Consider the following 13,499-nt stretch of genomic DNA (forward strand, 5'->3'; position numbering starts at 1 on the left):
TGATAACGATTGTAAACCACGCCTCTAATAATAAGATGGGGCGTGGTTTATTTTTACAGAAAAATATCACGAAATCGTTTACCTGTTTCCTTGAGCGAACCCCATGCTAAATGGTATGGTGATTCGTTTTCTGAAAATATAAAAACTAACTAGCAAGGGGATTTACGCAATGCGTATTATTCTGCTGGGCGCTCCGGGCGCCGGTAAAGGGACTCAGGCGCAATTCATCGTGGAGAAATATGGGGTCCCTCAAATTTCTACTGGCGATATGTTGCGTACTGCGGTTAAGGCTGGCACAGAATTGGGTTTAAAAGCGAAAGCGCTGATGGATCATGGCAAGCTGGTCACTGATGAACTGGTAATTGCTTTGGTCAAAGAGCGCATCACACAAGATGACTGCCGCAATGGTTTCTTGTTGGATGGGTTCCCCCGTACTATTCCCCAAGCTGATGCAATGAAAGAAGCGGGGATTAATGTTGATTATGTCCTGGAGTTCGATGTTCCCGATGAACTCATCATTGAACGTATCATTGGGCGCCGTATACATGCGCCATCTGGCCGTGTTTATCACATCAAATTTAATCCGCCGGCAGTGGAGAACAAGGATGATGTTACGGGTGAAGAGTTGACCGTTCGTAAAGACGACCACGAAGATATCGTGCGTAAACGTTTAGTTGAATATCATCAACTGACAGCACCTTTAGTATCCTACTACCGAAAAGAAGCAGAGATAGATTATACTAAATATTTTAGAATTGATGGTACTCGTAAGGTATCTGAGATTAGCGAAGAATTAACTGAAATTTTAGGTTAATCAACCTAAATGGTTCTTAGAAGGCGACTAACAAGTCGCCTTATCTTATATTATTTATTTACTATATCATGTAAATTGGTCGGTTTTTCCTCATTGTTTGCGTAGATAAACATGATTTTCATCTGTATTTTATTGTGTTAGGGTTTTCACTAGCAAAACAATTAAGGATCGACATAATGAGCAACGGTAAATATGGTGTTTTATTAGTTAATCTTGGTACTCCTGATAAACCGACAACTAAGGCTGTAAGACGTTATTTAGCTGAGTTTCTGAGCGATAAAAGAGTCATAGACTTATCTCGATTCATCTGGAAGCCAATATTATATGGATTTGTTTTGCCTTTGCGCTCTTCACGTGTAGCAAAGTTATATCAGAAAATTTGGATGGATGAAGGTTCTCCTCTGTTAGTATATGGCCGTCGGCAACAGAAATTACTGGCAGAAAGACTTGCTGACATCCCTGTTGAACTTGGAATGAATTACGGCTCTCCATCTCTTGAGCAAGCGATTGACAACTTACTTAAGCAGAATGTTGAGCAGCTGATTGTGTTACCACTTTATCCCCAATATTCTAGTTCCTCATCTGCGGCGGTATTTGATGGTGTCAGTCAGGTATTGCAGAAATATCGTACTATTCCTGGGATTCACTTTATTCGTAGTTATGCTGATCATCCGGCCTATATTTCTGCGCTGAAAGAGACTATTGAGCAGAGTTTCGATAAGCATGGTCAACCAGACCGATTATTGTTTTCCTACCATAGCATTCCGCAGCGTTATGCTGATACGGGTGATATTTATGCTGAACAGTGTAAGTTAACAACACGCTTACTAAAGCAGGCAATTAATTATCCGGCAGAACGGGTAATGGTGGCTTATCAGTCACGTTTTGGTCGTGAACAATGGTTGACGCCATATATGGATCAAACAGTGAAATCCCTGCCTAATCAGGGAATAAAACATATCCAGGTGATTTGCCCCGGCTTTTCGTCTGATTGTCTGGAAACTTTGGAAGAGATAAAACAGCTAAATAAAGAGATATTTCTGAGTACTGGTGGAGAAAAATTCGAATATATTCCTGCGCTTAACGACAATACAAGCCATATTTTACTCCTTGAAACGTTGGTTAACGGGTTTGTCAGAAACGGGAATGAATAGTGATAGGATTAATCTATCATTAGGGTTCATTGGCTTTTTAGGGTATATTGCTACACGGATGCTAGCTTGGTGGGAATGCCATACTTATTTCAGGGTAAATGGGAATTAACCTATGGGCTAGTGGGATGATGTTTTGTATATCAATTAGTAACAGCATATTTGAATTTGGATATAAATAATGAGTAATAAACCGATTAAAGGCACTAACTTAAATGAAGAATATTTTAATTATTACAATTCAAAACAAGATGATGAAATTGATTTGTTTGAGTTATTCTCTGTTTTATTTCAATCAAAGTTATTGATTATTGCTGTTACTATTCTTTTTGCTGTTATTGGCTTTGCAGCAGCATCTTTGATGCCACAAAAGTGGAGTAGTTCGGCTTCTGTTGTTAAACCTCAACTTGAAGAGATACAACCACTTAAAGATACCCTGACTAATTTAGAGGTTTTAAGTTTACAATCATCAATAACTTCGTCGTCGTTGTATAATAATTTTTTAAATAATTTTAATTCACGGGTTTTACGTGAAGAATATCTGATCAATACAGATTATTTTAAAAATCTGATAGCGAAATCAGATGATCATTCACCGCTTGCAAAAAGAAAACTTATTGAAAAGATTGTAAATGATAATATTTCATCTTCTTCAAAAGCGGAGAAAGATGATGAAAATGGTGAAACTAAATTGATTTTCAGTGCTGGAACTGCTGAGGATGCATATAACCTGTTAAATGGCTATATTGACTATGTGTCGTCTGTTGTTCATGAGCAGGTGAAGAGTGAATTAAGTGATATGGTAAAACAAAAGCTTGCTTACTCTGAAGGTTTATATAAGGTTGATTTAAATCGTGTGAATAACGTACAGGAAGCAAATATTGAGCGATTGAAACATGCATTATCTATTGCTAATTCAGCAGGAATTAAAAAACCTATTTCCAGTGAAGGTGCAATGATCAAAGACGATCCAGATTATTCCATTGCTTTGGGGGCTGATGCATTACAACGTAAGCTGAAAATTACGGAGGATATTAAAGATCCCACCTCAGTTGATGCTGACTTACGTAACCGTTTGTTCTATATAAAGGCGCTTAAAGCACTTAAAATAGACACAGTTAATTTCCAACCATTCAAATATATGCAGGCTCCTTATGAGCCAACGGCGAAAGATTCACCGAAGCGTTTACTTATTTTAGTAGGCAGTGCTTTCGTTGGGCTGATCTTGGCTGTAGTGTTTGTTCTGATTCGTCATATGGCACGTAGTCGTCAGAAAGCGGCGTAGTTTTTTTGGTAGCAAATGTCGAATGACATTTGCTGCCTGTTAGTCTTTTGTTGTGCTAATATGCTGCATCTTTTAGCGTTATAGCATCAACCAAAAATGAAATTCCCCGGTAAACGTAAATCAAAACACTATTTTCCCGTCAGTCTGCGTGATCCTTTACTCCAGCCAATTAAAGAGATGATGGATGGTGAGAATAACCGAGCTTATATCGTTGGCATCGATCAGACATTAGTAGATATTGAAGCGAAAGTAGACGAAGATTTTATCCAGCGCTATAACCTCAGCCAAGGGCATTCATTAGTTATTGAAGATGATGTCGCTGAAGCCCTGTATAAAGAACTTACTGATAATAATCTTATTAGCCACGAATTTGCTGGCGGCACTATTGGTAATACCTTACATAATTACTCGGTTCTTGCCGATGATCGTTCTGTCTTACTAGGTACTATGTGCAATAATATTCAGATTGGCAGTTATGCTTACCGCTATTTATGTAACACATCTAGTCGTACTGATCTGAACTACTTACAAGGTGTGAACGGGGCAATTGGGCGCTGTTTTACGCTAGTAACGGAAAATGGTGAGCGCACTTTTGCCATCAGTCCTGGGCAAATGAATCAACTTAAGCCGGAGAGTATTCCTGAGAAGATTATTGCTGAAGCTTCTGCATTGGTGTTAACCGCTTACTTGGTTCGTTGTAAACCGGGAGAACCAATGCCAGAAGCGACTATGAAGGCTATTGAATATGCGAAAAAACATAGTGTGCCTGTCGTTCTGACGCTGGGGACAAAATACGTTATTGCTGATGATCCACAATGGTGGCGTGACTTTTTAGTTGAGAATATTTCTGTTTTGGCAATGAATGAAGATGAGGCTTATGAGCTTACTGGTTGCAGTGATCCGCTATTAGCTTCAGATATGGCGCTGGATTGGGTCGATTTGGTTTTGTGTACCGCTGGTCCAGCTGGATTATATATGGCAGGTTATACGGAAAAAGATTACATGCGTCAGACAACTCACCCATTGCTACCGGGGGCTATTGCTGAATTTAACCGTTATGAATTCAGCCGCGCTATGCGTAAATCTGATTGCCAAATCCCAATGAAAGTTTATTCCCATATTGAACCTTATATGGGGGGGCCGGAAAAAATCATGAATACCAATGGTGCTGGTGATGGTGCTTTATCTGCTTTACTGCATGATATAACGGCTAATAATCACCATAGAATGAATGTGCCTAATTCCAGTAAACATCTCCGTACTTATCTGACATATTCATCACTTGCTCAGGTTTGTAAATATGCAAATAGAGTTAGCTATCAGGTATTGAGTCAGCATTCCCCACGATTAAGTCGTGGCTTACCTGAAAAAGAAGACAGTTTGGAAGAGTCTTATTGGGAGCGATAATTCTAAAATTTCGGCGCCGTATTAATTTATACGGCGTCGAAATTTAGGTATAAAATCATTTATTAAGATTATGAATGATAGTTAAAGTTTATTTTATTAACAGTAATGATTTTTTGTTGAATTGATAAAAGAAAAAGTATTTCGCTCTTATTTATATATTTGTTTAAATAAATTCAAAAATATTCTGGAATAGAATATTTATATCACTCAGATAGCAATAATATGCAAATAAAAATTTCTGTTTGTTTTTTGTGTTTTGTTCATATTATTGTTTTATATGTGAAAATTTCATAGGGCAGCGCATTTCTAATATAGCTAGATATCGCTAAAGTTATCAACCAGACTCGTGCTGATTTAATGATTTCTCTAATTTTTCTATTTATTTTATGAGGGATCAGATAAAGGATGAATTTGGACTAAAATCACAATTTTTAAAAATCTTGGAACTAATTTTTCAATTGTTGATTCTAATAATTATAATCAAGATGATTGGCTAGAGGATACTCCTTTATTAGTAATATACTGAAATGATACTAGCCGTGTATTGAAACGATATTCTTTATATATTGAAATGATATCGACCATATATAGAAATGATATTAGTTATATATGGATTGGTGCTGCTATATTCTAGAAATAGCCCCTAGGCTGATACGGAGTTTCATATTTTTTTGTATAGTATTGATCTGTGAGTTAGTGTTTTCTAATGCTAATTCCGATAGCGAAATTTTATCGATGATTGATAACTTAGAAGGATCATTTAGCGAAATACTTTTTGTTTACTGTAATTATTTGATTTTGTGGCCTATATTAGGACAGATTTTTTGTATCTTTTATTATTGAATTGGAGTTATTGAGACTACTAACATTTGAAGAAAATACGCAGCTAATAGCTATTAAATGAAAGTCATAGTATTTAATGACTATAACTTATTATTGCTAATTTAAAGAAATGGAGGAACGTGATGAAATTTTTTATTAAAAATTTCCTATTATATTTCAAGTAATTAATTATTATCTATAACAGCCATTGAGGATACTATGAATAGTTACTACGATTATATAAGAATTGCCAGTATGGTGAGTATGGTCTTAATTATGCCGGGACCAACCAATACTCTTTTGGTATCGTCTGGATATTCACATGGTTTTATTAGTACACTCAGGCTGATATTAGCTGAGGCACTGGGTTATATAACAGCAATTAGTTTGTGGGGGTTATTTTTATCTACTGTCTCTCATGCTTTCGTATGGTCATTAGTTATCTTAAAGATGTGTGCTTCGACATACATTGCTTATTTGGCTTTTAAAGTTTGGCATTTCTCATTAGACAAGAATGCGGCGAAAATCCACTTTATCACGGTATTATTTGCCACGTTGCTGAATCCTAAGGCTTTTGTGTTTGCTACATATATATTTCCTCTTACTGCATTTACTTTGTGGTCAGAATACATTCCATGTATGGCGGTTTTTGTTTGCGCGTTATTGCCTGTTTCTTTAATTTGGGTGGGGGTTGGGAAAATGCTATATGCAGGAAAGCTGGGAAAAGGGAGTTTAAAACCCGATCTGTTTTATCGTCTCGCTTCTGTAGTGTTATGTGTTTTCTCTGTTTCAATGTTTTACACGTCAATGAAAGGTGTTTTATATCTTTGACGTAATGAGATGTTTGATTCTGTTACCTTCCGACTGATTGGTTTTTGCATTAATAGTTTTATTAAGCTAATGGTAGTTGAAGGCGGTCCAGATTTGTGTAGAGTTTCTTTATTTTAGTTGGGTAAATACCATGATCATGTTAAGTAACCCTAAAAATTCAACACATGGTATTTACCCCCTATGAAAAAACATTTACCTCAATGGGGAGCTGAATCTTGTTTGGAATGGGCTAAGGATTAATTGATAATCCGATTGATTTTTGTTGTACAGAATTAAGTAGAGCAATATTTCAATTGAAAGTTTTGTTCCCTCTGAACCGTCCTTTATCACCGGTACTTAAAGTGATAAGGATGGCTCATGATCCCTACTCGGTAAGGAGTAGGGAATGATTCCATCAACAGTTGCGTTTTCTCAAATTAATGGCGAAAAGGGCGACGCAGGGGGAGGCTCAGTCGGATAGCCTTGCTCACTATTGGCTAATACACTTGCCATTGTTTTGGCAATTTCACGCTCGCCAATAATAACGTGGCTAGCCCCACGCTCCGTGATATAGGTAACTTCATCGTCATAGTCAGCTCGGACAATGATATTAATATCTGGGCGTGCTTCTCTTGCACTAGCGACAATCTCACCTGCTTCATAGCCATTGGGAATGGTCAGTAGAAGGGAGCAGGCGCAATCCAAGCGAGCCAGTGACATAATATCTTTGCTGGCGGCGTTGCCCATGACGGCACTGATACCTTGTTCACCGAGTTCCTCAAATTTGGCTCTGGTGTTTTCAATAACAACCAGAGGGATCTCTTTTTCCTGCAAGCGTTGGCATAGCAAGCTGCCGATACGTCCGTAGCCGACAACGATAGTGTGACCGCAGATATCGACAGGAATTTGCGTCTCTTCTTCCAGCGTTTCTTCCAGCAACTGTTCCTCAATAGTTTCTGTTTTTTCCAGATAGCGATCCAACAGGCTAAATAGAACTGGGTTTAGCATGATAGAAACAATCGCGCCAGCCAGAACAAGGTTACGGGCATTTGCATCAAGCAGGCCGAGTGCGACCCCAAGACCAGCCAGAATAAAGGCAAATTCACCGATTTGTGCCAGACTGACTGAAATTGTCAATGCGGTCCGGCGTGAGTGGCCGAACATCTTTACGAGTAACATTGCAGCCGCGGACTTACCAATAATAATGATTGCCAACGTTGCCAATATAGATAGTGGCTGTTGAATAAGGACCATTGGATCGAACAGCATGCCAACAGAAACGAAGAACAATACGGCGAAAGCATCTCTGAGTGGTAGCGTATCCTGGGCGGCACGGTGGCTTAGTTCTGATTCGTTTAATACCATACCGGCGAAGAACGCCCCTAGTGCGAATGAAGCATCAAACAGAGCGACGGCGCCGTAAGCGATACCCAAGGCGATAACCAACACGGCAAGGGTAAACAGTTCCCTGGAGCCAGTACTGGCGGTTTTTGCCAGTACCCACGGAATTAGACGACGGCCAACAACAATCATCAGCAGGATAAACGCGATAACTTTGCCGACGGTCATGGCGAGTTCGATAACTAACTGCCCAATATCGGCTTCTTTATTACCAAGAATACCGGCAGCCGCAGGCAGTAATACCAGAGTCAGCACCATCGCCAGATCTTCGACAATCAGCCAGCCAATAGCTATTTGACCTCGTTGGCTATCGATCAGTTGGCGCTCTTCTAGCGCTCGTAACAGAACAACGGTACTGGCGGTTGATAGACAGAGACCAAAGACGATACCGCTAAATAATTCCCACCCCAGTATTGCTGATAATCCTACTCCGAGTAATGTCGCGACCAATATTTGCGCAATTGCTCCGGGGATAGCAATGGATTTTACGGCGAGCAGATCTTTGAGTGAAAAATGCAGTCCAACACCAAACATCAATAAGATGACACCAATTTCTGCCAATTCGGGGGCCAGTGATGCATCAGCGACAAAACCAGGAGTGAAAGGACCAGCGAGTACTCCCGCAGTAAGATAACCAACCAGCGGTGAGATTTTCAGGCGTTGTGCCAGCATACCGAGCAGATAAGCGATAAAGAACCCGCCAACGATAGTGGTGATAAGTGGTGTCGAGTGCTCCATTAAGACTCCTTCGTGCTGAGGCTAGTAAATAGCATAGTGAAGAGGTAGGTGTAACTGTATTTTATAGATAATTCTAGGTAAATTCGCTAAAAAAATGAATAAAACATCAAAAAATATGGATTGAAAGGATTAAATTACCCGTAACAGGGATTTGTGTTGTTCTATTTGAATATTTATAAGGTAAATAAGCACTATTCCCACATAAAAAGTAAATTTTATGTGGGGTTGGATGATGATTTTTCTAGTTCTTATCTTCTATATTAGGTAATAAAGCGGTAAATATGCCAAGTAATGGCAGAAAAGCACAAATCTGATAAACCAGTTCAATACTTGTTCTGTCTGCAATATCACCAAGTACCGCTGCGCCAATACCTCCCATACCAAAAGCTAGCCCAAAAAACAGGCCGGATACCATCCCGGTTTTACCTGGAATAAGTTCCTGAGCGTATACCAGGATTGCAGAGAACGCAGATGCTAGAATCACACCAATAATCACTGATAGAATACTTGTCCAGTATAGAGAAGCGTAAGGCAGAACTAAGGTAAAAGGTGCGACTCCTAGGATAGATATCCAGATAACATACTTTCGGCCGATCCTGTCGCCAATTGGTCCACCAATAATGGTTCCTGCTGCAACTGCGAATAAAAAAATAAACAGATGAAATTGGGCGTTTTGTACGGAAATGCCAAATTTGTGTATTAAGTAAAAAGTATAATAGCTACTGATACTGGTGAGATAAAAATATTTGGAAAATATTAAAATTAGCAAAATAACCAAGGAACCTATCACGGTTTTTCTTGATAAAACTTTGACGGCGAGGTCAGTTTTAGCTTGATTTTTCTTGATGTAATTCTGAGCCTTATACCATTTACTGATCTGTAGCAGCACGATGATGCCGAGTAATGCTGCCAGAGTGAACCAGCCAACGTTGCCTCTGCCATAGGGAGCAATAAACACAGCGGCTAGCAAAGGCCCAAGGGAGCTGCCAAAATTACCGCCGACCTGGAAAAGAGATTGGGCTAATCCGTGCCGACCACCGGATGCCATACGTGCTACGCGCGACGATTCTGGGTGGAATACCGAAGAGCCTGTGCCAATTAATGCAGATGCTAATAGAATTAACGAGAAATTGTTGGCGTAGGCCAGCAGTAATAGACCGGATAGAGTGAAACTCATTCCAACAGGTAATGAATAGGGTTGTGGATGTTTATCAGTATAGAGACCTATTAGTGGTTGTAATAAAGAGGCGGTAATCTGATAGGTCAGTGTGATCATACCGATTTGCACAAAACTTAGGTTAAATTCTAATTGTAGTAAAGGATAAATCGCTAGAATCAGCGATTGGATCATATCGTTCAATAAGTGTGAAACACTGATTGCACCAAGAATAGTAAAAACAGTATTCCTGGTTTTTCTTGTGGGAGATGGGGCTATAGTAGTATTGCTCTGTTCACTCATATTCGCTGCCAATCTGTCTTAATCAGTAATCAGTAATCAGTAATCAGTAATCAGTATATTGGTTATTTGTTGAATTTTAATACATATTAGGTAGAGAGTTGATTTTTTACTATTTTGGGTATAGTTTTATGGTACTCCCGCGAAGACGAAGCAAAACATGTTCTAATAACTGCATAACATACATAACCTATCTCAAGAAATGATCAATTTATCCCGCCTTGTTAGCTTTTGAAGCTGTTTTTGCATGGCAATTCACTAAAAAAACATGGAGATATACCATGAAACTCTCGTTCAAGACCTCAGCTTGCGCTTTGGTTGTATCTATAGCATTACTTCCTGCAATCGCAAGTGCGTGGGAGAAGGACAAAACCTATGACATTACCATTTTGCACACCAATGACCATCATGGGCATTTTTGGCATAACGATTATGGCGAGTATGGTTTAGCCGCTCAAAAAACGGTAGTTGATGAAATCCGCCAAGAGGTCGTGAAAAAAGGTGGTAGTGTGTTGCTACTTTCCGGCGGAGATATTAATACCGGTGTACCAGAATCTGATTTGCAAGATGCCGAACCTGATTTTAAGGGCATGAATTTGGTGGGCTATGATGCAATGGCGTTGGGGAACCATGAGTTTGATAATCCTCTGTCAATACTACGTCAACAGGAAAAATGGGCAAATTTTCCATTTCTGGCTGCTAATATTTACCAGACAAGCACCGGCAAACGTTTGTTCAAGCCTTATACCATTTTCGATAAACAGGGTGTGAAAATTGCCGTTATTGGTCTGACGACTGATGATACGGCGAAAATCGGCAACCCGGCTAATTTTCCTGATGTTGAATTTCGGGTTCCTGCGACAGAAGCCAAAATGGTTGTTGAAGAACTAAAGAGAGATGAAAAGCCAGATGTGATTATTGCCGCAACCCATATGGGGCACTATGACAACGGTAATCATGGTTCTAATGCGCCGGGTGATGTTGAAATGGCTCGCAGTTTGCCCGCGGGCTATCTGGATATGATTGTTGGTGGTCACTCGCAAGATCCGGTCTGTATGTCCGCGGAAAAGAAAAATTATAAGCAGATCGATTATGTGCCAGGAACGCCATGTTCGCCGGATCGTCAGAACGGTACTTGGATTGTTCAGGCTCATGAGTGGGGGAAATACGTTGGTCGAGCTGATTTCCAATTTCGTAATGGTGAATTGAAGTTGACTCACTATCAGTTGATCCCTATTAACCTCAAAAAGAAAGTGCAGAAGGGAGACGGTGCTACTGAACGTGTTTACTACACTCATGAAATTGCCCAAAACCCGGATATGTTAAAGTTGCTGATGCCTTATCAGGATAAAGGTGATAAACAGCTTGGTGTAAAAGTGGGCTCTATTGAGGGTAAATTGGAAGGTGATCGCAGCAGAGTTCGTTTTGTTCAGACTAATATGGCCCGTGTTGCTCTTTCTGCCATGATGGAACGCGCGGATGCTGATTTTGCGATTATGAGTGGCGGCGGTATTCGCGATTCGATTGAATCAGGCGATATCACTTATAAAGATGTGTTGAAAGTACATCCATTTGCCAACACATTGGTTTACGTTGATATGAACGGCAGTGAAGTCGAAAAATATCTGGCGATAATTGCGAATATGAAAGTTGATTCCGGTGCTTATGCACAGTTTGTGAATGTTAGCCTGATTGCTGATGGTAAAAGCGTTAAAGAGGTAAAAATCGGTGGAAAGCCACTAGAGCCGAATAAAACTTACCGCATGGCAATGCTTGACTTTAATGCTATCGGTGGTGATGGCTATCCACGAGTTGATAATTATCCAACCTATGTCAACACCGGTTTTGTTGATGCAGAAGTGTTGAAAGACTATATCGAGAAGCATTCACCATTGAAAGCGGCTGATTATGAGCCAAAGGGTGAAATTATTTATCAATAATCCCTGACAGAATGATAAATCGAAAGGGCTGCAATTTTAGGCAGCCCTTTTTGGGTAATAATTTAAACTCTTGCAATATCAGCGAAGGTGCCTTTCGCTAACCTACAGAGATCAGATGGCGCTAATTCAATATCTAACCCTCGTTTGCCACCAGAGACAAAGATAGTAGGGAACTGTTGCGCCTGATTATCAATAACCGTTGGCAAGAGTTTTTTCTGTCCTAGCGGACTGATCCCGCCGACGAGATATCCTGTCACTTTCTGGGCGATTTGCGGATTAGCCATCTCAGCTTTTTTGACTTTAAAAACTTTGGCGACCTTTTTTAAATCTAGTTCACTTGAGACAGGGGTGACCGCTACTACCAAATTTTTAGCCTCACCATTAAGTGCAACCAGCAAAGTTTTGAAGACTTGCCTGGCATTGAGTCTTAATTTCCTCACTGCTTCATCACCAAAGTTATGCTCATTTGCGTCGTGTTCGTAGGTATGAAGAGTAAAGCTAACTTTCTGTTTCTCTAGTAAAATGATCGCAGGTGTCATGATTTCATTACATAGGATGATTTTGTAATTAAAGATAATGGATGAAATGGAATGATGGAATTGATAATCTGACTACGGCTCTGTTGCTTGTATACAAACAGGTAATATCCCGTACTTAAGAATAACAAAAATGACAGATTATACCTCATATGATTGGCCAATATTATTATAGCGATATATGTAATATTGGCCTTTTTTTAATGCTGTTCTTCTGTCAGCATCTTGGGCAAATTCCCTTCACCATACAGATGCAAAACGCCAACAGCAACGAGGTATCGACCGGCAGGTAATTCCTGTAAACGCTTATTCCATCGTTTATTGCGTTCAGTCATCAATAGTTGGTATATCTCTTTACTGAAAGTTGTTGGTAAAGCATGTTCTTGTTGTTCTGGTTGATAGTCCATCCACCAACTGATCATGGTTTGTAAAGCACGGGCATTTGCGTGCCAATGGGTTAATGTATCTTCCAGTAGTGGTAGGCCGTTATTGGGAATTTGATTAAGTAAATTAATTTGTGATTCAGTACCTTCTAGTTCAATAATCGTTTTCCCTTGAGCTTTGGCTGCATTCAGGAGCTGATAATCGATACCGTATTGGGGATGCAATCCAAGGTTTTGTGCTTGTCCAGCTTGTAAAATTAAAGCGATTTGCCATGAGGGCAATAGATTGAGGAATTCTTCTTGCTGTTGGATCTCATTGCAATAGTCCTGAAAATTCTGATACATCTCAGAAGATAAACGTTGTTCGATACGGTGATATGATTGAAACTCATCATGAAATGGGGAGTCTGACTGAGTAATATCTGCTTCCACGATTAATGTATCGGATTGATTAAGTTGTTCTATCAATATTTCTGAAAGTGGGAACATGTTTTTCGTACCCATATGAATACTGCCCACCAGATGCAAATGTCTATCACCTGCCAGTGTAATATCGTGAGCGGGATAGGGATAACGATGGAGAGCATTGATTCCTAATATATTGGTAAGGTGTTTAATCAGTCGTCCCATTTGAGCTCCGGTTTAGCATTTATTCTTTAAACTAGCTATTTTTCTAGGTTAATATTACAACTGTATCTCTATCCATTTCCATTGAATGTTCTTTTACTACTATTCAGTATACAAGGAGATTTTACT

10 protein-coding genes are annotated in these 13,499 nt (G+C 39.6%); 6 read left to right on the forward strand and 4 right to left on the reverse strand.

Going from position 1 to position 13,499, the window contains the following annotated elements; translation table 11 throughout:
• Positions 1-169 precede the first annotated feature (169 nt).
• The 5 genes from adk to C6H66_RS00435 all read left to right on the forward strand — a co-directional run bounded on the left by adk (position 170) and on the right by C6H66_RS00435 (position 6,310).
• The gene (gene adk / locus C6H66_RS00415) at positions 170-814 is read left to right on the forward strand and encodes an adenylate kinase (protein ID WP_105394492.1); all 645 of its coding nucleotides are present in this window, start codon (positions 170-172) and stop codon (positions 812-814) included.
• A 176-nt stretch (positions 815-990) separates the two neighbouring features.
• Positions 991-1,968, forward strand: a complete 978-nt coding sequence (gene hemH / locus C6H66_RS00420) for a ferrochelatase (RefSeq protein ID WP_046394866.1) — start codon at positions 991-993, stop codon at positions 1,966-1,968.
• A 178-nt stretch (positions 1,969-2,146) separates the two neighbouring features.
• Positions 2,147-3,250: an LPS O-antigen length regulator Wzz(fepE) gene (gene wzz(fepE), locus C6H66_RS00425; RefSeq protein WP_105394493.1), complete on the forward strand. Its 1,104-nt coding sequence runs from the start codon at positions 2,147-2,149 to the stop codon at positions 3,248-3,250.
• Positions 3,251-3,346: 96 nt separating this feature from the next.
• Positions 3,347-4,657 carry an inosine/guanosine kinase gene (locus C6H66_RS00430; RefSeq protein WP_040150057.1) on the forward strand — a complete coding sequence of 437 codons (1,311 nt, stop codon included), beginning with the start codon at positions 3,347-3,349 and terminating at the stop codon, positions 4,655-4,657.
• 1,041 nt (positions 4,658-5,698) lie between these two features.
• Complete coding sequence (locus C6H66_RS00435) at positions 5,699-6,310, forward strand: LysE family translocator (protein WP_036808915.1); 612 nt, start codon at positions 5,699-5,701, stop codon at positions 6,308-6,310.
• A 411-nt stretch (positions 6,311-6,721) separates the two neighbouring features.
• Here C6H66_RS00435 and ybaL read toward each other — a convergent pair whose 3' ends face one another.
• Together ybaL and C6H66_RS00445 are read right to left on the reverse strand one after the other, a co-directional pair.
• On the reverse strand, positions 6,722-8,428 hold the full coding sequence (gene ybaL, locus C6H66_RS00440; protein ID WP_036775184.1) for a YbaL family putative K(+) efflux transporter: 1,707 nt from the start codon (positions 8,426-8,428) through the stop codon (positions 6,722-6,724).
• Positions 8,429-8,669: 241 nt separating this feature from the next.
• Entirely contained in the window at positions 8,670-9,887 is a 1,218-nt protein-coding gene (locus C6H66_RS00445) for an MFS transporter (protein WP_046394868.1), read from the reverse strand.
• Positions 9,888-10,165: 278 nt separating this feature from the next.
• Between C6H66_RS00445 and ushA the strand changes: the two genes are divergently transcribed.
• Positions 10,166-11,824 carry a bifunctional UDP-sugar hydrolase/5'-nucleotidase UshA gene (gene ushA / locus C6H66_RS00450; RefSeq protein WP_046394869.1) on the forward strand — a complete coding sequence of 553 codons (1,659 nt, stop codon included), beginning with the start codon at positions 10,166-10,168 and terminating at the stop codon, positions 11,822-11,824.
• 62 nt (positions 11,825-11,886) lie between these two features.
• On the opposite strand, the gene ybaK is transcribed toward ushA, so the two are convergent.
• Both ybaK and C6H66_RS00460 read right to left on the reverse strand, forming a co-directional pair.
• Positions 11,887-12,363: a Cys-tRNA(Pro)/Cys-tRNA(Cys) deacylase YbaK gene (gene ybaK, locus C6H66_RS00455; RefSeq protein WP_046394870.1), complete on the reverse strand. Its 477-nt coding sequence runs from the start codon at positions 12,361-12,363 to the stop codon at positions 11,887-11,889.
• Between the two features lie 197 nt (positions 12,364-12,560).
• The gene (locus tag C6H66_RS00460; protein WP_046394871.1) at positions 12,561-13,373 is read right to left on the reverse strand and encodes a TraB/GumN family protein; all 813 of its coding nucleotides are present in this window, start codon (positions 13,371-13,373) and stop codon (positions 12,561-12,563) included.
• Positions 13,374-13,499: the final 126 nt, after the last annotated feature.

This window comes from Photorhabdus hindustanensis, from assembly GCF_002968995.1.
Lineage (GTDB): Bacteria > Pseudomonadota > Gammaproteobacteria > Enterobacterales > Enterobacteriaceae > Photorhabdus > Photorhabdus akhurstii.

Bases quoted from the DNA above. Each gene is read 5' to 3' on its own strand.
- adk (WP_105394492.1), top strand. From the start codon at position 170: ATGCGTATTATTCTGCTGGGCGCTCCGGGCGCCGGTAAAGGGACTCAG.
- hemH (WP_046394866.1), top strand. From the start codon at position 991: ATGAGCAACGGTAAATATGGTGTTTTATTAGTTAATCTTGGTACTCCT.
- C6H66_RS00430 (WP_040150057.1), top strand. From the start codon at position 3,347: ATGAAATTCCCCGGTAAACGTAAATCAAAACACTATTTTCCCGTCAGT.
- C6H66_RS00435 (WP_036808915.1), top strand. From the start codon at position 5,699: ATGAATAGTTACTACGATTATATAAGAATTGCCAGTATGGTGAGTATG.
- ybaL (WP_036775184.1), bottom strand. From the start codon at position 8,428: ATGGAGCACTCGACACCACTTATCACCACTATCGTTGGCGGGTTCTTT.
- C6H66_RS00445 (WP_046394868.1), bottom strand. From the start codon at position 9,887: ATGAGTGAACAGAGCAATACTACTATAGCCCCATCTCCCACAAGAAAA.
- ushA (WP_046394869.1), top strand. From the start codon at position 10,166: ATGAAACTCTCGTTCAAGACCTCAGCTTGCGCTTTGGTTGTATCTATA.
- ybaK (WP_046394870.1), bottom strand. From the start codon at position 12,363: ATGACACCTGCGATCATTTTACTAGAGAAACAGAAAGTTAGCTTTACT.
- C6H66_RS00460 (WP_046394871.1), bottom strand. From the start codon at position 13,373: ATGGGACGACTGATTAAACACCTTACCAATATATTAGGAATCAATGCT.